A 22,713-nucleotide genomic window follows, 5' to 3' on the forward strand; every position below is an offset into this window, starting at 1 on the left:
CGATCACTCCCTTCCAAGGATCGCGGCGGCGGCGTCGACGCCTTCGTGGGTACCGATGACGATGAGGGTGTCCCCGCCGGCGAGGCGGAAGCCGGGGCCGGGAGAGGGGACGGCGTCGGCGCGGCGGAGGACGGCGACGATGGAGACGCCCGTCTCCGTGCGCATGCGGGTCTCGCCGAGGGTCCGGCCGTTCCAGTGCGAGGCGGAGGACAGCTCGATCCGTTCGGCCACCAGACCCAGCTCCGTGGTGTGGAGCAGGTTGGGGCTGTGGTGGGACGGCATCAGGGCGTCGATGAGCGCGGCGGACTCGCCGGCCGTCAGGTGCAGGGACTGCAGGCAGGCGTCGGGGTCGTCGGAGCGGTAGACGTTGACGCTGCGCGTGCCGTCGCGGTGGGCGATCACCGACAGGTGCCGGTGTTCCCGGGTGGTGAGGTCGTACTGGACGCCGACGCCGGGCAACGGCGTCGAGCTCATCCGTGAAGTGGGCACGGCCCGGACTCCTCGTGTCGTCTCTGCTCGGTCGCGCGGCGAGGAGGCCGGTGCCCCTCCGCACGGGCGGGCGGGCCGGGGCCGCGGCCGGTCCATGCTGCCATCCCGGAGGGCCTTCGCACATGGGTGCCGGCACGGATGGACAGGGGCCCCGGCCGGCCCGCAGGATGAAGCGGCGAATAGGCTTCTGCGCAGGTCAGATGGGTGTGAGCGGAGTCGGGGAGAGCGGCGCGGTGTCACTGTACGGACGGATCTTCCTGCTCAACGCGGCCGTGCTGGTCCTCGCCGCGGGGCTCCTCCTCGGCCCCGTCACCGTCTCCACGCCCGTCCTCCTCGGCGAGGCGATCGTCGTGGTCTGCGGACTCGTCCTGATGCTCGTCCTCAACGCGGCGCTGCTGAGGGTGGGCCTCGCCCCGCTCGGACGGCTCCGGCGCGCGATGGCGACCGCCGACCTGCTCAAGCCGGGCGCCCGCCCCGAGGTCACCGGCCGCGGCGAGATCGCCGACCTGACCGGCGCCTTCAACGCCATGCTCGACCGTCTGGAGACCGAGCGGGCCACCAGCAGCGGCCGGGTCCTCACCGCGCAGGAGGCAGAGCGGCAGCGGATCGCCCGCGAGCTCCACGACGAGGTGGGGCAGACCCTCACCGCCGTGCTCCTCCAGCTCAAGCACACCGCCGACCACGCACCCCGGGAACTGCGCGAGGACCTGCGGCAGGCCCAGGAGACCACCCGGGCCAGCCTGGAGGAGATCCGCCGGATCGCCCGCCGGCTGCGCCCCGGGGTCCTGGAGGAGCTGGGCCTGCACAGCGCGCTGCGCTCCCTCGCCGGGGAGCTGTTTACGCCGGGCCTGCGGGTGACGACGCACCTCGCGTCCGGCGCCGGACCGCTCGACCCCGCGACGGAGCTCGTCGTCTACCGGGTCGCCCAGGAGGGCCTGACCAACGCGGCCCGGCACTCCGGCGCCGGCCGCGTCGAACTCCGCCTGGGCCCCGCGCCGGACGGCGGCACCCGCCTCCTGGTCCGTGACGACGGACGCGGCACGGCCGGTGCCGCCGAGGGCGCCGGCATCGGCGGCATGCGGGAGCGCGCCCTGCTGGTCGGTGCCGAACTGCGGGTGGGGGCGGGGGAGTCGGGGGGTACGGAGGTGTGCCTCGACCTGCCGCCGCGAGGGGCCGCGGTCCCGGCGCCCGGGGCGACCGCGGCCGAGGTGACCGGGGCCGTACCCCCGGCCGTGCCCGGTCTCGGTCCCGTACCCGTCCTCGATCCCGTACGCGCCCCCGGTCCCGTACCCCCGCCCGTACCCGATGCCGGTCCCGTACCCGCCCCCGGTCCCGCACCCGTCCTCCCTCCCGTACCGCAACCGACTCCTGGACACGAGCGATGACCTCCCCCCTACGCCCGCCCGCCCGGATCCTCCTCGTCGACGACCACGCGCTCGTCCGGCGCGGGGTGCGGCTGATCCTCGACGCCGAGCCGGACCTCGCGGTGGTCGCCGAGGCGGGGGACGGTGCCGAGGCCGTCGCCGCGGCGCGCGGGGACGCGGGGCTCGACCTGGCCGTCCTGGACATCGCGATGCCCCGGATGACGGGGCTCCAGGCGGCGCGGGAGCTCGCCCGGCTCCGGCCAGGGCTGCGGATCCTGATGCTGACCATGTACGACAACGAGGAGTACTTCTTCGAGGCGCTGCGGGCCGGAGCCAACGGGTACGTGCCGAAGTCCGTCGCCGACCGGGACCTGGTCGAGGCGTGCCGGTCCGCGCTGCGTGACGAACCGTTCATCTACCCGGGCGCCGAGACCGCGCTGATCCGCAGCTACCTCGACCGCGCGCGGTCCGGCGCGGGGCTGCCCGAGCGGCCGGTGACGGAGCGGGAGGAGGAGATACTGAAGCTGGTCGCGGAGGGGCACACCTCCCGGGAGATCGGCGATCTGCTCTTCATCAGCCCGAAGACGGTGGAGCGGCACCGCGCCAACATCCTCCAGAAGCTCGGGCTGCGCGACCGACTGGAGCTGACGCGGTACGCGATCCGCGTGGGGCTCATCGAGCCCTGAACCCGGCTACGGCGCGTCCGGTGCCGGCTTTCCGCGCCGCGAGGCCATCAGCAGCCGCTGGAGCTCGCGCGCGGCCCGGGGCGGGGCGACGTCGCTGCGGTGCGCGAGGGCGATGGTGCGGCGCAGGCCCGGCCGGGCGAGGGCGGTCACCCGCAGGTCGCGGCCGGCGCGGGCGGCGACCATGGCGGGGACGACGGCGAGGCCGAGCCCGGCCCGGACGAAGCCGAGGACCGCGTCCAGCTCGCCGCCCTCGACCGTGAAGGTCGGCTCGAAGCCGGCCGCCCGGCAGGCGCCGACGGTCAGTTCCCGCAGGTCGTAGCCGTGCCGGAACATCACCAGGGGCTGGTCGCGGAGGTCGGTGATCCGCACCGGGCGGCGCGGTGGCGGCGCCGAGGCGGCCGAGACGACGACCAGGTCCTCGCGGAGCAGCTCCACCGTGGTCAGGGCCGGGGACGGGGTCGGCAGCGGGAGCACGACGAGCGCCAGGTCCAGCGCGCCGCGGGCCAGCTCCCGTACGAGGTCGTGCGAGCCGCCCTCCTCGATCAGCAGCTCGATGCCGGGGTGCAGGTCGTGGAAGGCGCGCAGGACGTCGGGGAGGAGGCCGGTGCAGAGGCTGGGGGTCGCGCCGAGCCGCACCCGGCCGCGCTTGAGCTGGGCCAGCTCCTGCACCTCGCGGCGGGCCGTCTCGGTGTCGGCGAGGATCCGGCGGGCCAGCGGCAGCAGCGCCTCGCCGGCGTCGGTGAGCGCGATGTTGCCCCGGGCCCGGCTGAACAGCTCCACGCCCAGCTCCTGCTCCAGCGCCTTGATCTGCTGGGAGAGCGAGGGCTGCGAGACGTGGACGCGTTCGGCGGCCCGGGTGAAGTGGCGGGTCTCGGCCACGGCCACGAAGTAGAGGAGCTGCTGGAACTGCATGGAACCCAGCCTAGGGCAAAGCCATAGCTTCAGCCTATGGAGATCAGCTGGACCATGTCTTGGACCTCTCGGGCCCTTCGGCCCTAGCGTCGGAGGCATGGCTCTGGCATCCAGCAAGGACACGGCGGCACCCGCCCGCCCGCCGTCCCGCACCCCTTCCCGCGGCTTCTGGTCGTCGACCATCGGCAAGAAGACCGTGATGGCCGTGAGCGGCCTGATCATGCTCGCCTACCTGGTCGCGCACGTGGCCGGCAACCTCAAGGTCTTCTTCGGCCCCGAGGAGTTCAACGGCTACGGGCACTGGCTGCGCGTGATGGGCGCCCCCGTCCTCCACTACGGGTGGGGACTGTGGATCGCCCGGATCGTGCTCCTCGCCGCCGTGTTCGCGCACGCGATCTCCGCGTACCAGCTCAGCCGGCGCGACATCAAGGCCCGCCCGACCCGGTACGCCCACAAGCGCAAGGGCTCCTCCTACGCCACCCGGACCATGCGCTGGGGCGGGATCATCCTCGGCCTCTTCATCGTCTGGCACGTCCTCGACCTCACCACCGGGACCGTCCACCCCGGCGGCTTCGAGGAGGGCAAGCCGTACCAGAACGTCATCGACACCTTCTCGACCTGGTACGGCAACGTCATCTACATCGTCGCCATGCTCGCCGTCGGCCTGCACGTCCGGCACGGCTTCTGGAGCGCCGCCCAGACCCTCGGCGTCGGCGACGCCCGGCGCGAACGCGCCCTGCGCCTCCTCGCGAACGCCCTCGCGCTCGTCCTGACCGCGGGCTTCATCGCCGTCCCCGTCGGCGTGATCACCGGAGTGGTGAACTGACCATGAGCTACCTCGACTTCCGCACCGGCGAACCGATCGCCGACACCAAGGCCCCGGCCGGACCCATCGCCGAACGGTGGGACACCCGCCGCTTCGAGGCGAAGCTGGTCAACCCCGCCAACCGGCGCAAGCACCGGATCATCGTCGTCGGCACCGGCCTCGCCGGCGGCTCCGCCGGCGCCACCCTCGCCGAACAGGGCTACCACGTCGTCCAGTTCTGCTTCCAGGACTCGCCGCGCCGGGCCCACTCCATCGCCGCCCAGGGCGGCATCAACGCCGCGAAGAACTACCGCAACGACGGCGACTCCATCCACCGCCTCTTCTACGACACCGTCAAGGGCGGCGACTTCCGCGCCCGCGAGTCCAACGTCCACCGGCTCGCCCAGATCTCCGTCGAGATCATCGACCAGTGCGTCGCCCAGGGCGTCCCCTTCGCCCGTGAGTACGGCGGACTCCTCGACACCCGTTCCTTCGGCGGCGTCCAGGTCTCCCGCACCTTCTACGCCCGCGGCCAGACCGGCCAGCAGCTCCTCCTCGGCGCCTACCAGGCGCTCTCCCGGCAGATCGCCGCCGGCAACGTCGAGATGCACGCCCGCACCGAGATGCTCGACCTGATCGTGGTCGACGGCCGCGCCCGGGGCATCGTCGCCCGCGACCTGATCACCGGCGCGATCTCCACCCACTACGCGGACGCCGTCGTCCTCGCCAGCGGCGGCTACGGCAACGTCTTCTACCTCTCCACCAACGCGATGAACTCCAACGCCACCGCCGTCTGGCGGGCCCACCGGCGCGGCGCCTACTTCGCCAACCCCTGCTTCACCCAGATCCACCCCACCTGCATCCCGCGCACCGGCGACCACCAGTCCAAGCTCACGCTGATGAGCGAGTCGCTCCGCAACGACGGCCGCATCTGGGTCCCCAAGGCCAAGGGCGACACCCGCCCCGCCGCCGAGATCCCCGAGGACGAGCGCGACTACTACCTGGAGCGGATCTACCCCTCCTTCGGCAACCTCGTCCCCCGCGACATCGCCTCCCGCGCCGCCAAGAACGTCTGTGACGAGGGGCGTGGGGTCGGCCCCGGGGGCCAGGGCGTCTACCTGGACTTCGCCGACGCCATCGCCCGGATGGGGCGCGCCGCCGTCGAGGCCAAGTACGGCAACCTCTTCGACATGTACGAGCGGATCACGGCGGAGAACCCGTACGAGGTCCCCATGCGGATCTACCCCGCCGTCCACTACACGATGGGCGGCCTCTGGGTCGACTACGACCTCCAGACCACCGTGCCCGGCCTCTTCGCCATCGGCGAGGCCAACTTCTCCGACCACGGCGCCAACCGCCTCGGCGCCTCCGCCCTCATGCAGGGCCTCGCCGACGGCTACTTCGTCCTCCCCGCCACCATCAACGACTACCTCGCCCGCCACCCGCGGTCCGAGACCGTCACCGACGACCACCCGGCCGTACGCGAGGTGCTGGCCGAGACCGAGGACCGGCTGAACCTCCTGCTCGCCGTCGACGGCGACCGCACCCCCGACTCCTTCCACCGCGAACTCGGCGAGGTCATGTGGGAGTTCTGCGGCATGGCCCGCACCGAGGAGGGGCTGCGCACGGCGCTGCGCCGCATCCCGGAGATCCGCGAGGAGTTCTGGCGCCGCATCAAGGTCCCCGGCACCGGCGAGGAGTTCAACCAGTCGCTGGAGAAGGCCAACCGGATCGTCGACTATCTCGAACTCGCCGAGCTGATGTGCCTCGACGCCCTGAACCGCGAGGAGTCCTGCGGCGGCCACTTCCGCGAGGAGTCCCAGACCCCGGACGGCGAGGCCGCCCGCCGCGACGAGGAGTTCTCGTACGCGGCCGCCTGGGAGTTCACCCCGGAGGCCCCCGTCCTCCACAAGGAACTCCTCGACTTCGAGTACGTCCACCCCACTCAGCGGAGCTACGCATGAAGCTCAACCTGCGCGTCTGGCGCCAGAAGAACACCGGCGCCGAGGGCACCATGGCCACCTACGAGGTGGACGGGATCTCCCCCGACATGTCCTTCCTGGAGATGCTCGACACCCTCAACGAGGACCTCATCCTGCGGGGCGAGGACCCGGTCGCCTTCGACCACGACTGCCGCGAGGGCATCTGCGGCGCGTGCAGCCTCGTCATCAACGGCGACGCCCACGGTCCCGAGCGGACCACCACCTGTCAGCTCCACATGCGGTCCTTCCGTGACGGCGACACGATCGACGTCGAACCCTGGCGGGCCTCCGCCTTCCCGGTCGTCAAGGACCTGGTGGTGGACCGCACGGCCTTCGACCGGATCATCCAGGCCGGCGGGTACGTGACGGCTCCCACGGGTTCCGCGCCCGAGGCCCACGCGACCCCGGTGCCGAAGGCGGACGCCGACTTCGCCTTCGAGCACGCCGAGTGCATCGGCTGCGGTGCCTGCGTCGCCGCCTGCCCCAACGGCTCCGCGATGCTCTTCACCTCGGCCAAGGTCAACCACCTGAACGTGCTGCCGCAGGGCGCCCCGGAGCGCGAGACCCGTGTCCTCGACATGGTCGCCCAGATGGACGCCGAGGGCTTCGGAGGCTGCACACTCACCGGCGAGTGCGCCACCGCCTGCCCGAAGGGCATCCCGCTGCCGTCGATCTCCGCGATGAACAAGGAGTGGCTGCGGGCACGGCGCAAGGTGAGGTGAGCGCCGGGGCGCGTGCGCGGGCCCGCAGGGAAGTGGAGCGTGCGCGGGCCCGCGGAGAGGCGGGAGTGTGCCCGGGCCCGCCGGGAGGGGGGCGCGTGCGCGGGTCCGACAAGTGAGAGGAGGCGTTCCGTGAGGGGCGGGAACAAAGGCCCGGCCCGGGCCGTTCTCCCCGGGCCGAGATCATCCCCCCAGAGGAGAGCCTTGCCCGACGCACAGCCCACCCTCCCGTCCGCCGACGCCTACACCAGCGCGTTCCCGCTGCCGTCCCTCGCCGACCAGGCCGAGCGGCTGATCGACCTCGGGGTGCCCGCCCTCACCGGCATCGACGCCGGTGAGCTCCGGGCCTTCGCCGAGAAGGCCGCCGTCGGCGCCCCCGCCGGCTCCCTGCTGGCCGTCCACCCGGACGCCGCGCCCGCCTCGGCCCTCGCGCCGCTGCTCCGCCTCGCGGACAAGCCCGGGTTCCTCGTGGTCGACATGGAGGACGTGGACGCCTTCACCCCGCAGGGCGTGGAGCTTCCCGGCGGACCGTTCTACCTCGTCCACGGCCTGGACCGGGGCGACCACATGGGCAACTGGAGCCCCGAGGAGGCCCTGCCGGCGCTCACCGCGGTCGGCCGGACGCCGCTCGTCCTCACCGAGGGCATCCACTGGCTGCTCCAGCGGCCCGAGGTCCTGGAGCGCAACAAGTGCTTCATGACGATCGGTTCGCGCCTGCGGAAGTCCAACGGCGCCTTCGACGCCCGCACTCCGGCGATCTGGATCAGCAACGGCACCGGCCGGGACGGCAAGGAGCGCAAGGGCGCCCCCAAGGTCGGCTGGTGCTGGTGGAACAACCGCCACACCTGGCTCGGCTTCGGCTCGACCACCGGCCGCGACGGCTAGGCGGTCGCGCCTCCGAGGCCCAGGGCCCGGGCCAGGTAGGGCGCGGTGCGGCTCTCCGCCGTCCGCGCCACCCGGCCCGGGGGGCCCGCGGCGACGATCCGGCCGCCGGCCCCTCCGCCGCCCGGGCCGAGGTCGATCACCCAGTCCGCGCCGGCCGCGACGTCCATGTCGTGCTCCACCACGACCACCGTGTGGCCGCCGTCCACCAGACCGCGCAACTGGCGTACCAGCACCTCGGCGTCGGCCGGGTGCAGCCCCGTGGTCGGCTCGTCGAGGACGTACAGGGTGTGCGCGCGGCGCGGGCGCTGGAGCTCGGAGGCGAGCTTGATGCGCTGGGCCTCGCCGCCGGACAGCTCGGTGGCGGGCTGGCCGAGCCGCAGATAGCCGAGTCCGACGTCGAGGAGGGTGGTGAGGCTGCGGGCCGCCGCCGGCACGTCCGCGAAGAACTCCGCCGCCGACTCCACGGTCAGGTCCAGGACTTCGGAGATGTTCAGCCCGCGCAGCCGTACCTGGAGGGTCTCCGGGTTGTAGCGGGCGCCGTGGCAGTCCGGGCAGGGCGCGTACGTGCTCGGCAGGAACAGCAGTTCCACCGAGACGAACCCCTCGCCCTGGCAGGTCTCGCACCGGCCGCCGGGCACGTTGAAGGAGAAGCGCCCGGCCTTGTGGCCCCGGGCCCTGGCCTCCTCGGTCCCCGCGAAGAGCTTGCGCACCACGTCGAAGAGGCCGGTGTAGGTGGCCAGGTTGGAGCGCGGGGTGCGGCCGATGGGCTTCTGGTCCACCGTCACCAGCCGTCCCACGCCTTCCGTTTCGCCGGTCAGCGCGCCGACGAGTGTGGACTTGCCGGAGCCCGAGACGCCGGTGACGGCGGTGAGGGCGCCCCGGGGGAAGGCCGCGTCCACGCCGCGCAGGTTGTGCCGGGTGACGGGTCCCGTCCGCAGCCACGCCTCGGGTGCGAGGGGCGGCCGTTCGGGCACCGGGGCGGGGTCGAAGAGGAACCGGCGGGTGGCCGACTCCTCGACGCGCGCGAGGAGTTCGGGCGGTCCGCTGTGCAGGACCCGGCCGCCGTGCTCGCCGGCGCGCGGGCCGACGTCCACGAGCCAGTCGGCGTGCCGGACCACGTCGAGGTGGTGCTCGACGACGAAGACCGTGTTGCCGGCCGCCTTCAGCCGGTCGAGGACCACGAGCAGGGCCTCGGTGTCGGCCGGGTGCAGGCCGGCGGACGGTTCGTCGAGCACGTACACGACGCCGAAGAGGCCGGACCGCAGCTGGGTGGCGAGCCGCAGCCGCTGGAGCTCGCCGGTGGACAGGGTGGGGGTGGCGCGGTCCAGGCCGAGGTAACCGAGTCCGAGTTCGGTGACGGTGGCGATCCGGGCGAGCAGGTCCTCGGCGAGGACGCGGGCGGTCTCCGGGGAGCCGGGAGCGGCGGCCGGGGCCAGCACCTCGGCCAGTTCGGTCAGCGGCAGCGCCGCCAGTTCGGCGATGGTCCGGCCGGCGAAGGTGACGGCCAGCGCCTCCGGGCGCAGCCGTGTGCCGCCGCAGACCGGGCAGGGGGCGCTGGTGAGGAAGCGTTCCGCCTTCGCCCGCAGCGCGGTGCTCCTGGAGTCGGAGTAGGTGCGCAGGACGAGCCGTCGGGCGCCGGTGTACGTGCCCTGGTACGGGCGCTGGATGCGGCCGGCCTCCCGGACCGGGTGGACGGTGACGACCGGCTGTTCGTCGGTGAAGAGGATCCACTCCCGGTCCTTCGGGTCCAGCTCGCGCCAGGGCCGGTCCACGTCGTAGCCGAGGGCGTCGAGGACGTCCCTGAGGTTCTTGCCCTGCCAGGCGCCCGGCCAGGAGGCGACGGCGCCCTCGCGGATCGACAGGCCGGGGTCGGGGACGAGCAGCTCCTCGCTGGTCTCGTGGATCCGGCCGAGACCGTGGCAGGACGGGCAGGCGCCGGCCGCCGTGTTGGGGGAGAAGGCGTCGGAGTCGAGGCGGGGCGCCCCGGCGGGGTGGTCGCCGGCGCGGGAGTAGAGCATGCGCAGCGAGTTCGACAGGGTGGTGACCGTGCCGACGGAGGAGCGGGCGCTCGGGGCGGCGCGGCGCTGTTCGAGGGAGACCGCCGGGGGCAGTCCGGTGATCTCCCCGACCTTCGGCGCGCCGATCTGGTGGATGAGCCGGCGGGCGTAGGGCGCGACGGACTCGAAGTAGCGGCGCTGGGCCTCCGCGTAGACCGTCCCGAAGGCGAGCGAGGACTTCCCGGAGCCGGAGACGCCGGTGAAGACGGTGAGCGTGTCGCGGGGGATGTCGACGTCCACGCCCTTCAGGTTGTGCTCGCGGGCGCCGCGGACACGGACGAAGCGGTCGGGGTCGGAGACGGGATCCAGCATTCGGAGATTTTATCCAATATCCGGTTCTCTGCCGGTCCGGGGCGCGCTCCCCGCCCCGGGCGGGACGCGGCCCCGAAGAAAAAAGTGGCGTCGATCCCATCCGAACGGCCCCTCCCGGCGGAATGTCGTGGTGAGAGGTCAACCGATCCACGGCCGAGGGGCCTCGGCATCCGGCCGGTGGGAGGAGAGCTCATGAACACCACGCGCAACCGGCGCCGTGTCCCCGCCGCCCTGGCCGCCGCGGCCCTCGCGGTCTCGCTCGGGGCCCTCGCCCCGCCGGCGTCCGCCGACGTCGTCGAAGCCCCCTTCGGTCCGGGCTGCGCCTCGGTACCGAAGGAGGGCGAGGGCTCGGTCGCGGGCATGGCCGACGACCCGGTGGCGACCGCCGCCTCGAACAACCCCGAACTGTCGACGCTGGCCGCCGCCGTACAGAAGGCCGGTCTGGTCGACACCCTGAACGACGCCGAGGACATCACGGTCTTCGCACCGACGAACGACGCCTTCGCCAAGATCCCGAAGGCCGATCTGGACAAGGTCCTCGCCGACAAGGCGACGCTCACCAAGATCCTCACCTACCACGTGGTGGACGAACCGGTGGAGAAGGCGGACCTCGCCGACGGCTCGTTCGAGACCCTCCAGGGCGGCACGCTGACCACCGCCGGGTCGGGCGACACGTACAAGGTGAACGACACCGCCTCCATCGTCTGCGGCGACGTGGAGACGTCCAATGCCACTGTGCACGTCATCGACACCGTGCTCATGCCGAAGTGAGGGACGCCTGGACAGGGACCCGGCCGCGGCCGGGTCCCTGAGCCGCATCCGCGAAAGGGAACACCACATGACCACCTCCGCGTCGTCCGCGGCCCCGCTCTGCCTCGTCACCGGCGCGAGCGGCTACATCGGGGGCCGCCTCGTCCCGGAACTGCTCGACGCCGGGTACCGCGTGCGCTGTCTCGCCCGGCACCCGGAGAAGCTCCGCGACTTCCCCTGGGCGGACCGGGTGGAGACCGTACGCGGCGACGTCACCGTCGCCGAGAGCCTGCGCGACGCGTTCGCCGGCGCCGACGTCGCGTACTACCTCGTCCACTCGATGGGCTCGACGGCCCGCTTCGAGGACGCCGACCGGCGCGCCGCCCGCAACGTCGCCGCCGAGGCGGCCTCGGCGGCCGTGAGACGCCTCGTCTACCTGGGCGGCCTGACCCCGCGCGGAGTGCCGGAGGACGAGCTCTCGCCCCACCTGCGCTCCCGCACCGAGGTGGGCCGCATCCTCCTCGACTCCGGCGTCCCCACCACCGTCCTGCGGGCCGCCGTCGTCATCGGCTCCGGCTCGGCCTCCTTCGAGATGCTCCGCTACCTCACCGAGCGGCTCCCCGTCATGGTCACCCCCAGCTGGGTCGGCACCCGGGTCCAGCCCATCGCCGTCCGCGACGTGCTCCGCTACCTGGTGGGAAGCGCCGGCATGCCCGCCGACGTGAACCGGGCCTTCGACGTCGGCGGCCCCGACGTCCTCACGTACCGCGAGATGATGATGCGGTACGCGCGGATCGGGGGGCTCCGCAAGCGCCTCATCGTCCCCGTACCGGTCCTCACCCCGCGGCTGTCCAGCCAGTGGATCGGCCTCGTCACCCCCGTGCCCGCCTCGCTGGCCCGACCCCTCACCGAATCGCTCCGCCACGAGGTGGTCTGCGCCGAGCGCGACATCACCGCGTACGTCCCCGACGTCCCCGGCCGGCCGATCGCCTTCGACGAGGCGCTGCGCCTCGCCCTCCGCCGCGTGCGCGAGGCCCGGGTCGACACCCGCTGGTCCACCGCCTCGCCGCCCGGCGCGCCGAGCGACCCGCTGCCGACCGACCCGGACTGGGCGGGCGGCAGCCTCTACGCGGACGAGCGCTCCCGCACCGTCGAAGCGAGCCCCGAGGCGCTGTGGCGGGTCATCGAGGGCGTCGGCGGCGAGAACGGCTGGTACTCCTTCCCGCTGGCCTGGGCCGTCCGCGGGTGGGCGGACCGGCTCGCCGGGGGAGTGGGCCTGCGCCGCGGCCGCAGGGACGCGCAGCGCCTCCGGGTCGGCGACGCGCTGGACTTCTGGCGCGTCGAGGCGATCGACCGCGGGCGCCTGCTGAGGCTCCGCGCCGAGATGCGCCTGCCGGGGCTCGCCTGGCTGGAGATGGCCGTCGAGAAGGACGAGCGGGGCCGGACCTCGTACCGCCAGCGGGCCCTCTTCCACCCCAGGGGCCTCGCCGGGCAGGCGTACTGGTGGGGCGTGGCGCCCTTCCACTCCGTCGTCTTCGGCGGCATGGCCAGGAACATCGCGCGGACCGCCGAGACGGCTCGTGGTTCAATGTCTCTCGATCATTGAGATAGTTGATGACTGAGATAAATCTGGGGAGTCCTCCATGTCGTCCACACCCGCGCGCTGGGTGACCAGGCTGTTGCCCCTGCTGGTGCTCGTCGTCTGGCTCGCCGTCGGAGGCGGGCTCGGCCCCTACGCGGGGAAGCTCGGCGAGGTGGCCACCAACGACCAGGCCGCCTTCCTGCCGCGCAGCGCCGAGTCCACCCGGGTCCTCCAGGCCCAGGAGGCGTTCCGCCAGGAGGAGACCCTGCCGGCCCTGGTCGTCTGGACCGCCGACGGCGGCGGCCCCGTCGACCCCGCCGCCCGGTCGGCCGCCACCCAGGCCCTCGCCTCCCTCCGGGGCGCCGAGGGAGTCGTCGGCGTACCGTCGCCCGCCCTCCCCTCCGAGGACGGCGAGGCCCTGCGCGGCGTCGTCCAGCTCCGCCCCGACCTCGGCGACGAACTGCCCGCGACGCTGGAGCGGATCGAGTCCGCCGCCTCCGCCGTGCCCGGCACGGAGACGTGGCTGGCGGGCCCCGCCGCGACCCAGGCCGACCTCGGCGACGCGTTCGCGGGCATCGACGGCCTGCTCCTGATGGTCGCCCTGGTCACGGTCCTGGTGATCCTGCTCCTGGTCTACCGGAGCGTCCTGCTGCCGCTGCTGATCATCCTCGGCGCCGTCTTCGCCCTCGGCCTGGCCTGCGCCGTCGTCTACGTCCTCGCCGACCACGACGTCGTCCGCGTCGACGGCCAGGTCCAGGGCATCCTGTCGATCCTGGTCATCGGCGCGGCCACCGACTACGCCCTGCTGCTGGCCGCCCGCTACCGGGAGGAGCTGGCCGCGCGCGAGGGCGCGAAGGTGCCGGCCATGCGCGCCGCCCTCAAGCAGTCCTTCGGCCCGATCGTGGCCAGCGCCGCCACGGTCGCGCTCGGCCTGCTCGCCCTGCTCTTCAGCGACCTCACCAACAACCGCGCGCTCGGCCCCGTCGGAGCCATCGGCATCGTCTGCGCCGTCCTGAGCGCGGTGACGTTCCTCCCCGCCGTCCTGGTGCTGCTCGGCCGCGCCGCGTACTGGCCCGCCCGTCCGAAGGCCACGCCGGACGGCGAGGCGGCCCACCCGGTCTGGCGGAAGATCGCCGCCCTCGTCGACCGCGCCCCGCGCAAGGTCTGGGCCGGCTCCCTCGCCGCCCTGCTGGCCTGCGCCGCCTTCTCCCTCACGCTCGACTCCAAGGGCGTCCCCTTCGACGAGATCTTCGTCAAGGACGCCCCCTCCGTCGCCGCCCAGGAGCGGCTGAGCGAGCACTTCCCCGGCGGCGCGGGCAACCCGGCCGTCGTCATCGCCGACGCGGACGCGGCGGAGCGGGTGCGCACGGCCGCCGAGGACGCCGACGGCGTCGACTCGGCGACCCTCTTCGCCACCCCCGGCACCGCGCGGCCGCTCGTCGCCGACGGGCGCGTCCGGATCGACGTCACCCTGACGGACGCCGCGGACTCCGACGCCGCCAAGGAGACCGTCGCCGCCCTGCGCACCACCCTGCACGCCGTCCCCGGCGCCGACGCCCTCGTCGGAGGCTCCACCGCCCAGCAGTACGACACCCAGGTCACCGCCGAGCGGGACCGGAAGCTCATCGTGCCCGTCGTGCTGGTGATCATCCTGGTCATCCTGGTCGGCCTGCTGCGCTCGCTGCTGCTGCCCGTCCTCCTGGTGGCCACCGTGGCCCTCAACTTCCTCGCCACGCTGGGCGTCTCCGCCCTGGTCTTCGAGCACGTCTTCGGCTTCACCGGCACCGACGCCGCCGTGCCCCTGTACGGCTTCGTCTTCCTGGTCGCCCTCGGCGTCGACTACAACATCTTCCTGATGTCGCGGGTGCGGGAGGAGACGGAACTGCACGGCACCCGCGAGGGCCTGCGCCGCGGACTGGTCGCCACCGGGGGCGTCATCACCTCGGCCGGTGTCGTCCTCGCCGCCACCTTCGCGGCGCTCGGCGTGATCCCGCTGGCGTTCCTCGTCCAGATCGCCTTCATCGTCGCCTTCGGCGTCCTGCTCGACACCCTCGTCGTCCGCTCGCTGCTGGTCCCCGCGCTCGTCCGGGACATCGGCGCCCGGGTCTGGTGGCCGGGCGCGCTCCGTCACCGGCCCTGACACCACGGGGCGGCCGGCCGGGTGACCGGCCGCCCCCGGGAGTCCGCCGGACGGTCGCGCATCCGGCGCGCCGGAGAACGGGGAACCGCCGTTGCAGGAGTACCGTCCGGGTGCCCCGGAACGGCGCCCGCGCGTACGTGACCGGGGCCGAGCAGGGAGAGAGCGCGATGACCGTCGCCGTCGTTCTGTACACCTCCGACCTCAGGGTCCACGACCATCCGCCGCTCAGGGCCGCCGCCCAGGCGGCGGAGGAGGTGGTCCCGCTCTTCGTCCGCGACCCGGCCGTCGACCGCGCCGGGTTCGCCGCGCCGAACCGGCTGGCCTTCCTCGCGGACTGCCTGCGGGACCTCGACCACGCGCTCAGGGAGCGCGGTGGCCGGCTCGTGGTCCGCGACGGCGACACGGTGGCCGAAGTACGCGACCTGGTGCGGCGGACGGAGGCCGACGAGGTCCACATGGCCGCCGGGGTGACGGCCTTCGCCCGGCGGCGGGAGGCCCGGCTGCGCGAGGCGCTGGAGGAGGACGGCCGGCGCCTGTACGTGCACGACGGCGTGGTCACCGTCGTCCCGCCCGGCGACGTCCTGCCGCAGGGATCGGACCACTTCGCCGTCTTCACGCCCTACCACCGGCGCTGGGCGGCCCAGCCGCTCCGCGCCCCCTTCGCCGCCCCCAGGAAGCTGAGCGTCCCGTCGGACGTGCCCTCCGAGCGCGTTCCGCGGCGCTCCGACGTCGCGGACGTGTCGCCGGCCCTCCCCCCGGGCGGGGAGAGCGAGGGACGCAGGCGGCTCGGCGCGTGGCTGTCGGGCCACCTCGACACGTACGAGGAACGCCACGACGACCTGGCCGGCGACGTCACCTCCCGGCTCTCGCCCTACCTCCACTTCGGTGCCGTCTCCGCCACCGAGGCCGTGCACCGGGCGGCCAAGCGGGGCGGGCCCGGCGCCGACGCGTTCGTACGGCAGCTCTGCTGGCGCGACTTCCACCACCAGGTCCTGGCCGCGCGACCCGAGGCGGCCGGGGCCGACTACCGCTCCCGCCCGGGGCGCTGGCGGGAGGGCGCCGACGCAGAGGCGGACCTCGCCGCCTGGCGGGAGGGGCGCACGGGCTACCCCGTCGTCGACGCCGCCATGCGCCAGCTCGCCCACGAGGGGTGGATGCACAACCGGGGCAGGCTGATCACGGCCTCGTTCCTGTCGAAGACGCTCTGCGTCGACTGGCGCGCGGGGGCGCGTCACTTCCTCGGCCTGCTGGTGGACGGGGACGTCGCGAACAACCAGCTCAACTGGCAGTGGGTGGCGGGAACGGGCACGGACACCCGCCCGAACCGCGTCCTCAACCCCGTGGCGCAGGCCAAGCGGTACGACCCCGAGGGCGCGTACGTCCGCCGCTGGGTCCCCGAACTCGCGGGCCTGGAAGGGGCGGCCGTCCACGAGCCCTGGCGGCTCACCGGGCTGGACCGGGCCGCCTACGACTACCCGGACCCGCTGATCGAGCTCGCCGAGGCGCGGGAGCGCTTCCTGCGGCTGAGGGGACCCGCCTGATCCGCCCCCTGGGCTTCCCTATCGATGCTGCGCTTCCTTATCGATGCGGAAACGATGCGAGTTGTGGCGAGGGGTGCGTCGGCCGGACGGTGAAGGGGAACGGGGTCGCCCAGGTCCCGGCGCCGCCGCCCCCGCGGCGGCGGCCCCACACCCGGTGGACACGCGCGCCACCACGCGGAGGAGGAAGCGTCATGACCGCACACGGGACGACCACGGACCCCGCCCCCACCGTCCCCGCCCCCACCGTCTCCGTCATCCCCGCCCCCGCCACCCCCGCCGCCCCCGCCGTCCCCGGCCCCCCTGACCCTCCCGTCGTCTCCGCCGTCCCGGCCGACGACGACTGGCTGGTCCGCGGCCTGGCCGCCGGCGACGAGCAGTGCCTGGCCGCCGCCTACCGGCGCTGGGGGCGCCTGGTCCACACCCTGGCGGCCCGAGCGCTGGGCGACCCCCGCGAAGCGGAGGACGTCACCCAGCAGGTGTTCGTCGCCGCCTGGCGGGGCCGCGCCAACTACCGCCCCGAGCGGGGCACCCTGCCGGCCTGGCTGACCGGCATCACCCGGCGCAAGATCGCCGACGCCCTGACCGCCCGCACCCGCCGCACCGAACTCACGGCGACCCTCGGCGCCTCCCTGGAGCACGAGGACCGGGCGGACGAGGAGCCCGAGAGGGTCCTCGACCGGATGCTCGTCACCGCGGAACTGTCCAGGCTGCCCCGCGTCCAGCGCGACGTCCTGGAACTCGCCTACTTCGCCGATCTGACCCAGACCCAGATCGCCGACCGCACCGGCATGCCCCTCGGCACGGTCAAGAGCCACGCCCGGCGCGGCCTCCAGCGCATGCGGCACAGCCTCGAACTCGCGGGCGCCGGCACCGGCCGCTGACCGCCGTCCCGGTCGCATAAACGGCCGCGCGAAGGGGCCGCGTCAGACGCCGGCGCTCCCCGCCGCGCCCGCCGCCCCCGCCGCGTCCGCGTACAGCCGGGAGACGACGCCGAGCGCCTCCCGCAGGCCGGACGGCCGCACCATGCCGGGACCGGGGGTCCGGCCCAGCCAGCCGGGGCCCGCCAGCACCACCAACGGGGTCCTACGCGCCCCCCGCACTCCGAACGCCGTCCCCGCGATGTGCCGGGCCAGGGCGTGGTCGGCGGTGGACCGCGCCTGTGACCAGAGCGCGACGGCGGCCGGACCGGACCGCCGGACGGCGGCGTCGAGGGCCTCCGCCGGTACGGCCGCGCCGAACATCCGGATCGGCAGGCCCCGTTCGCAGAGACCGGCGGCCAGGGCCTCCAGCGGCAGGGTGTGCTGTTCGGACGGGACGCAGGCGAGGACCACCGGGGGGCCGGAGGAGGCGCCGGCGGGGCCGGTGACGGTGGCCCGCCGCAGCGCGGTGGAGATGTGCCAGGACAGCAGGTGCTCCACCTCGACGTACCGGTCGTCCGACGACTCCCACTTCCGTCCCACCGCGTGCAGCGTCGGCACCAGGACCTCCTCCCAGCCGGTGACGAGGCCGTACCGCCCGAGGGCGTCCTGGAGCAGTCCCTCCACGGCCGGGCCGTCGAGGCGCACCGCGGCGCGGGCGAGTCCGCGGCACTCCTGCCGTACGTCGCCCAGCGGGAGCCCGCTCGGCGCCGTCCGCCCCGAGGCCGGGACGTCGTCCCAGGCCGGCGCACCCGAGGTGCGTGCCCGGAGCGCGGCCCGCGCGGCCTCGGCCGGCGGGACGCCCGAGGCGGTGAGACGGCACATCTCCTCCAGCATCGCGACGTCACCGGCCCCCCACCGCCGGTGCCGCCCGTCCGCCCGCACGGCGGGACCGATCCCGTACCGCCGGTCCCAGGAGCGCACGGTCGTCGGGGAGACCCCGAGGCGCCGTGCCAGGGCACCGGTGGTCATCTCGTGCGCATCGTCGGACATACCGCCACCATACGGCGCCAGAACGATGCGCGAACAATGCGAGGGCGCGCAAGGGGCGACGCGAGGCGACGCGTGGGCGGCGCGAGCACGGGCGCTCGCGCCGATCGCGGGGGCGGGCCGGTCGCCCGGACGGCGCTGCCGCGGGAGCCGACCACGCCCGTTCGCGTCAACATGAGGCTGATTCCATTCGAAAACCCTCGTACGGCAGGGGTGTTGCGGGGTGCGGTTCACATGGGCGCATTACTCTTCGTTGACCCGCCCTTGGGCTTGCTTTGGTGAATTCCGACGAGGGTGCGACCGGAGGATCAGGGAGGAGAGCGTCCACGATGCCGTCCGTCCGTAGGCCCCTGACCGTCGTCCGTACGCCCCGGGCCCTGCGCACGACCCTCCTGCTCCTCCTCGCCCTGGTCTGCGGCGCCTGCGGCCTCGCCGTCCCCTCAGGACCCGCCTCCCCGGGCTCCGCGCCCCAGCTCCAGCAGCCCCGGGTCCAGCAGTCCGCGCCGGCCGCGGCGTACGAGTCCGCGCACACCGGAGGCGGCGAGGCCGACGCGCCCCGGGGCTCCGTCCTCCACGGCGACCGCCGGCGGGCCGTGCCCTCGCCCGCCGGCGCCCCGGGCCCCCAGCCGCTCGTCACCCGCGCCGCCGGTCCGTTCACGGATCCGGCGTCGGGCCGCACCGGCGGCCCGGACTCCCGGCCGAGACCGCTCGCCGCCCACGACTCCTCCGCCCTCCAGGTCTTCCGCTGCTGACCGGCGCCGCCCCCCGCGCCGACCTGTCAGCCCCGACGCGCCCCCACGCGCGCCAGGAGGAAACCTTCATGCAGCCCGACCGCTCCTTCCCCTTCCCCCTCTCCTTCCCGCGGCAGGACTTCGCCGCCTCCCTCGTCGTCTTCCTCGTCGCCCTCCCGCTCTGCATCGGCGTCGCCGTCGCCTCGGGCGTCCCCGCCGAACTCGGCCTCATCACCGGCATCGTCGGCGGCGTTGTCACCGGACTCATGCGGGGGAGCACCCTCCAGGTCTCCGGCCCGGCCGCCGGCCTCACCGTGCTCGTCCTGGAGACGGTCCGCGCCTTCGGTCTCCCCGCGCTGGGCGTCATCGTGCTCGCGGCCGGCGTCCTCCAGATCGTCATGGGGCTGCTCCGGTGGGGGCGTTGGTTCCGCGCGATCTCCCTCTCCGTCGTCGAGGGCATGCTCGCGGGCATCGGCCTGGTGATCATCGCCGGACAGCTCTACGCCGCGGCGGGCCTGACCGCCCCGGTCTCCGGTCTCGGCAAGCTCATCGGCCTCCCGGGCGCGCTGGCCGACGCCCTGGGCAGCCGTACGGCCCTCGTGTCGCTCGCCCTCGGGGCCGGCACCGTCCTCGTCGTCGTCGGCTGGCGGCGGATGCCGCGCCGGGCCCGGGCGGTGCCCGGCGCCCTGGTGGCGGTCCTCCTCGCCACCCTGGCGACCGCCGTGCTCGGCCTCCCGGTGGAGACCGTGCGGGTGAGCGGCGTGCTGGAGGCCGTCCACCTGCCGGGGGCCGAAGCCCTCTCCTCCCTCGCCGACCCGGCCCTCCTCGGCACTGTCCTCGCGTTCGCCCTGATCGCCTCCGCCGAGTCCCTGTTCAGCGCGGCGGCGGTCGACCGGCTCCACACGGGACCGCGCACGGACTACGACAAGGAACTCGTCGCGCAGGGCTCCGGCAACGCCCTGTGCGGCCTGCTCGGCGCGCTGCCGCTCACCGCGGTCATCGTGCGCAGTTCGGCCAACGTCGAGGCGGGTGCACGGACGAGGGCCTCCCGCGTCCTCCACGGCGTCTGGCTGCTGCTCTTCGTCGCCCTGCTCCCCGCCGTCCTCGCGTACGTCCCCCTGGCGGCGCTGGCCGGGATCCTCGTGCACGCCGGCTGGAAGCTCATCCCGTTCAAGGGGATCGTGACCCTCTGGCGCCGGCACCGGGGCGAGGCCCTCGTCCTCGTGGCGACGGCGACGGCGATCGTCGCGGTCGGCATGTTCGAGGGCGTCCTGATCGGTCTCGTCCTGTCGGTGGCCAAGGCCGCCTGGGAGGCGTCCCACCTGCGGATCGAGCACAGTGACGACGGCCGCGACGCGGTCCGCGTACGCCTCCAGGGGACGGTCACCTTCCTGCGGCTGCCCCAGATACTCGACAGCCTCGAAGCCCTGCCCAGCGACCGCCGGGTGGTGCTCGACCTCTCCGGGATCCACCACCTCGACCACGCGTGCCGCGCGGCCCTGGAGACGTGGGCGGAGCGGCACGGCGGCGCCGAGGCCGTCCCCGCCGGCGCGGCCTCGGACCGCCACGACGGCACGGCCGCCGACTCGGGCCGGTGAACCCACGGGGGACGACGGCGACGGGATCGTCGTCCCCCGCGTCCTGGCCGCCGCCGAGCACACGGCCGGCGTCCCGTGTCCGGACCGACCCAGGAGGGCGCGGGGTCGGCGTCGGCCAGGACGAGGCCCGTTCGCTCCGCCCCCGTCAGGGTCCTCCGGGCGCCCGCTCCGGCTCGCCCCAGCCCCGCAGTTCGCCCGAACCGGGCACCGCGCCGGTCAGCCGCACCCGGCCGTCCGCGTGCGTGCGGACGGCCAGCACCCGTCCTCGTACGGTGGCGGAGACGGGACCACGGGCGGTGATCGCGGTCAGGGCGCGGCTGCCGGCCGCGAGGTAGTAGCGCGCCCCGGACGGCGCCGTCCAGTACGTCCCCGCCAGCAGGTGCTGCCCGAAGCGGCTGCACGCCGCGGTGTCCGGGGGCGGCGGGCCCGGAGCCCGTACCGGCGTCGGCCGGCTCCGCGCGTCCGGTCGCTCCCACGCCACCTCCACGCGCGCGCGTCCGTCCCAGCGCTCCGCGCGCGTGCAGGTCCAGGTGGCGAGTCCCGCCCCCTCCGGCAGGGCCTGCCGGGCGAACTCCCACCGGTTCACGGCGCGTACGCCGGTTCCCCGCAGCCCCGGCAGCGCGCACGCCGAACGGGCCCAGGCGGCGAGGCCCTCCGCCGACGTCGCCTCGCGCGGCTGCCGCGCGGGTGCTCCGGTGCCCGGCGCGGGGGTCCACGTCAGGTGCGCGGGCGCGAGCTCGCCGAGGTCCGCGAGGAGGAACGAGTGGTCCTCGACGATCCTGGTCGAGGAACGCACCTGGAGCGCGGGAGCGCTGCGGCACTCGCCCTCCGCGGACGGCACGGGGTCGGTGACGCCGTCCGCCGAGACGTTCAGCCGCCGGGCGGGCACGCCGGGCCTGAGCAGGTCGCGCACGGCGCTCTCGTCGATCCAGGGGGCGAGCAGGAACCGTGCTCCGAGCGGCGTCCTGCTCACCGCCACGGCCGCTCCGGCGGTCACGTCCGCGTCGTCCGCGCGGGCCAGGTGGAGCTCCGCCCCGCCCCCGCCGGTCAGCGGCTCGGCGTACCGGACGAGTCGGCCGCCGTCGTGCAGCAGGACGACGGCGGAGCCGTCGACCGGGCCGGCGAAGAGCAGCCGGGCCGGCGCGACGGGCGGGGACGCCGGCGTGCCCGGGGCGACGGTGACCGGCACCTCCGTACGCTCGTCGGTTCCCCGCGCCCACGCGCCGAGGGCGCGGGACAGCAGCGCCGTGTCGCCGGTCCTGGACCCGCGGGCGGGCCACGCGGAGAGATCGACACGCGCGGTGTCGGCCCACCGTTCGGCGGGGGTACGGAGCAGGAGCGCGGGGTCGGCCGCGCGGGCGGACGCGGCGGTGACGGCGCCGACCGGCGGCACGGGAGCGCGTGGCGCGGGCCGAGGGGTGAGCACGGCGGCCGTGGTCGCGGTGAGCAGCACGGTGGCGGCGAGGGCGGCGACACGCGCGCGGCGCCGGCGGCGCAGCAGGTCCGTCGGGCGCGCCTGCACGGTGCAGGGGTCGAACTCGACGCCGTGCAGGAGCGATTCGGCATGGGCGCCGACGGTGGCGCGGAGGCGTTCGGCGGCGCGGAGGGCCTCGTCCGGCCGGGGCGCGCCCGCGCCGGCGAGGAGAGCGGCGGCGGCGTGGTCGGCGAGCCCTTCGAGGACGCGGAGGGCGAACGCGGCCCGTACCTCGGGGGTCACCGCCGCCAGGGCGGCTTCAAGGGCCGTCTCGTCGTCGCCGCCGGCCCGGGGGAAGACCCTCAGCCCGAACACGGCGGGGAGCGGGGTCCGCCGGAGGGACCATCGGGGGCGGCCGGCCGCGCGCAGCGCGGCGGACACGACGCGCTGCCGCAGCCAGGCGAGGACCGGTTCCCGCGCGCCGCGAGGGGCGGGCACGCGCGGGCGGGCGCGCGCCGGGCCCGCCGCCGCGAGGGACCTCTGGACGAGCGCGTGCGCGGCGAGCACGCGGCGGTGCCGGCCGAGGGCGGGCGGGAGGATCAGGTGCGCGAGCCTGACGAGCCGGGGATAGTGCTCGACGAGCGCCGCCTCGGCGTCGCTCAGGCCGGGGCGAGGGGGCGCGGCGGAGGGTATGCCGGTGCCGGGCAGGATGTCGTGCGACTGCATGACTGTGCCAACGAGGGGTGCGCGCATCGGTCACCTCGGACGCGTGCGCAGGGGGTGCCCCTCTGGATGCGCGCGGACAACGGGCGTCGCGGGGGTCACCGAGGGCGCGGTGG

At 74.7% G+C, this 22,713-nt stretch carries 18 protein-coding genes; 13 read left to right on the plus strand and 5 right to left on the minus strand.

What is annotated here, in order from left to right; translation table 11 throughout:
• Window positions 1–3 precede the first annotated feature (3 nt).
• On the minus strand, window positions 4–474 hold the full coding sequence (locus ACIGHB_RS03420; protein WP_391077272.1) for a TrkA C-terminal domain-containing protein: 471 nt from the start codon (window positions 472–474) through the stop codon (window positions 4–6).
• Window positions 475–722: 248 nt separating this feature from the next.
• On the opposite strand from ACIGHB_RS03420, the gene ACIGHB_RS03425 reads away from it, so the two are divergent.
• Window positions 723–1,874, plus strand: coding sequence for a HAMP domain-containing sensor histidine kinase (locus tag ACIGHB_RS03425; RefSeq protein WP_399909145.1), 1,152 nt, complete (start codon window positions 723–725; stop codon window positions 1,872–1,874).
• Entirely contained in the window at window positions 1,871–2,539 is a 669-nt protein-coding gene (locus ACIGHB_RS03430) for a response regulator transcription factor (protein WP_360319162.1), read from the plus strand. Before ACIGHB_RS03425 ends, ACIGHB_RS03430 begins: the two co-directional genes overlap by 4 nt.
• Window positions 2,540–2,545: 6 nt before the next feature.
• Here ACIGHB_RS03430 and ACIGHB_RS03435 read toward each other — a convergent pair whose 3' ends face one another.
• The gene (locus ACIGHB_RS03435; RefSeq protein WP_360319164.1) at window positions 2,546–3,451 is read right to left on the minus strand and encodes a LysR substrate-binding domain-containing protein; all 906 of its coding nucleotides are present in this window, start codon (window positions 3,449–3,451) and stop codon (window positions 2,546–2,548) included.
• Between the two features lie 97 nt (window positions 3,452–3,548).
• Between ACIGHB_RS03435 and ACIGHB_RS03440 the strand changes: the two genes are divergently transcribed.
• From ACIGHB_RS03440 to ACIGHB_RS03455, 4 genes are all read left to right on the plus strand, one after another.
• Window positions 3,549–4,277, plus strand: a complete 729-nt coding sequence (locus tag ACIGHB_RS03440; RefSeq protein ID WP_399909147.1) for a succinate dehydrogenase — start codon at window positions 3,549–3,551, stop codon at window positions 4,275–4,277.
• Window positions 4,278–4,279: 2 nt separating this feature from the next.
• Entirely contained in the window at window positions 4,280–6,220 is a 1,941-nt protein-coding gene (locus ACIGHB_RS03445; RefSeq protein WP_360319168.1) for a fumarate reductase/succinate dehydrogenase flavoprotein subunit, read from the plus strand.
• Window positions 6,217–6,960 (plus strand): succinate dehydrogenase/fumarate reductase iron-sulfur subunit, encoded by a 744-nt coding sequence (locus ACIGHB_RS03450; RefSeq protein ID WP_360319170.1) that lies wholly within the window; start codon window positions 6,217–6,219, stop codon window positions 6,958–6,960. The genes ACIGHB_RS03445 and ACIGHB_RS03450 overlap by 4 nt, the downstream gene beginning before the upstream one ends.
• A 201-nt stretch (window positions 6,961–7,161) precedes the next feature.
• A complete protein-coding gene (locus ACIGHB_RS03455) occupies window positions 7,162–7,842 on the plus strand; it encodes a DUF5701 family protein (RefSeq protein ID WP_399909150.1) in 681 nt (226 codons plus the stop codon).
• On the opposite strand, the gene ACIGHB_RS03460 is transcribed toward ACIGHB_RS03455, so the two are convergent.
• The gene (locus ACIGHB_RS03460; protein ID WP_399909152.1) at window positions 7,839–10,211 is read right to left on the minus strand and encodes an ATP-binding cassette domain-containing protein; all 2,373 of its coding nucleotides are present in this window, start codon (window positions 10,209–10,211) and stop codon (window positions 7,839–7,841) included. The two genes, ACIGHB_RS03455 and ACIGHB_RS03460, sit on opposite strands and share 4 nt — an antisense overlap.
• A 192-nt stretch (window positions 10,212–10,403) precedes the next feature.
• Here ACIGHB_RS03460 and ACIGHB_RS03465 point away from each other — a divergent pair, with 192 nt between their 5' ends.
• From ACIGHB_RS03465 to ACIGHB_RS03485, 5 genes are all read left to right on the plus strand, one after another.
• Entirely contained in the window at window positions 10,404–10,982 is a 579-nt protein-coding gene (locus ACIGHB_RS03465; protein ID WP_360319176.1) for a fasciclin domain-containing protein, read from the plus strand.
• Window positions 10,983–11,049: 67 nt separating this feature from the next.
• Complete coding sequence (locus tag ACIGHB_RS03470) at window positions 11,050–12,567, plus strand: SDR family oxidoreductase (protein ID WP_360319178.1); 1,518 nt, start codon at window positions 11,050–11,052, stop codon at window positions 12,565–12,567.
• Between the two features lie 37 nt (window positions 12,568–12,604).
• A complete protein-coding gene (locus tag ACIGHB_RS03475; protein ID WP_399909154.1) occupies window positions 12,605–14,683 on the plus strand; it encodes an MMPL family transporter in 2,079 nt (692 codons plus the stop codon).
• Window positions 14,684–14,850: 167 nt separating this feature from the next.
• Window positions 14,851–16,224, plus strand: a complete 1,374-nt coding sequence (locus ACIGHB_RS03480; RefSeq protein WP_399909366.1) for a cryptochrome/photolyase family protein — start codon at window positions 14,851–14,853, stop codon at window positions 16,222–16,224.
• Window positions 16,225–16,415: 191 nt separating this feature from the next.
• Window positions 16,416–17,105: a sigma-70 family RNA polymerase sigma factor gene (locus ACIGHB_RS03485; protein WP_399909156.1), complete on the plus strand. Its 690-nt coding sequence runs from the start codon at window positions 16,416–16,418 to the stop codon at window positions 17,103–17,105.
• Between the two features lie 42 nt (window positions 17,106–17,147).
• Here ACIGHB_RS03485 and ACIGHB_RS03490 read toward each other — a convergent pair whose 3' ends face one another.
• Entirely contained in the window at window positions 17,148–18,134 is a 987-nt protein-coding gene (locus ACIGHB_RS03490; protein ID WP_360319184.1) for a MerR family transcriptional regulator, read from the minus strand.
• A gap of 326 nt (window positions 18,135–18,460) precedes the next feature.
• Here ACIGHB_RS03490 and ACIGHB_RS03495 point away from each other — a divergent pair, with 326 nt between their 5' ends.
• Both ACIGHB_RS03495 and ACIGHB_RS03500 read left to right on the plus strand, forming a co-directional pair.
• Complete coding sequence (locus ACIGHB_RS03495; protein ID WP_399909159.1) at window positions 18,461–18,883, plus strand: hypothetical protein; 423 nt, start codon at window positions 18,461–18,463, stop codon at window positions 18,881–18,883.
• Window positions 18,884–18,951: 68 nt separating this feature from the next.
• Window positions 18,952–20,460, plus strand: coding sequence for a SulP family inorganic anion transporter (locus ACIGHB_RS03500; RefSeq protein WP_360319188.1), 1,509 nt, complete (start codon window positions 18,952–18,954; stop codon window positions 20,458–20,460).
• A 145-nt stretch (window positions 20,461–20,605) separates the two neighbouring features.
• Here ACIGHB_RS03500 and ACIGHB_RS03505 read toward each other — a convergent pair whose 3' ends face one another.
• Window positions 20,606–22,600, minus strand: coding sequence for a hypothetical protein (locus ACIGHB_RS03505; RefSeq protein WP_399909160.1), 1,995 nt, complete (start codon window positions 22,598–22,600; stop codon window positions 20,606–20,608).
• Between the last annotated feature and the right edge of the window lie 113 nt (window positions 22,601–22,713).

The organism is Streptomyces sp. NPDC085460, assembly GCF_044541975.1.
Classification (GTDB): Bacteria; Actinomycetota; Actinomycetes; order Streptomycetales; family Streptomycetaceae; genus Streptomyces.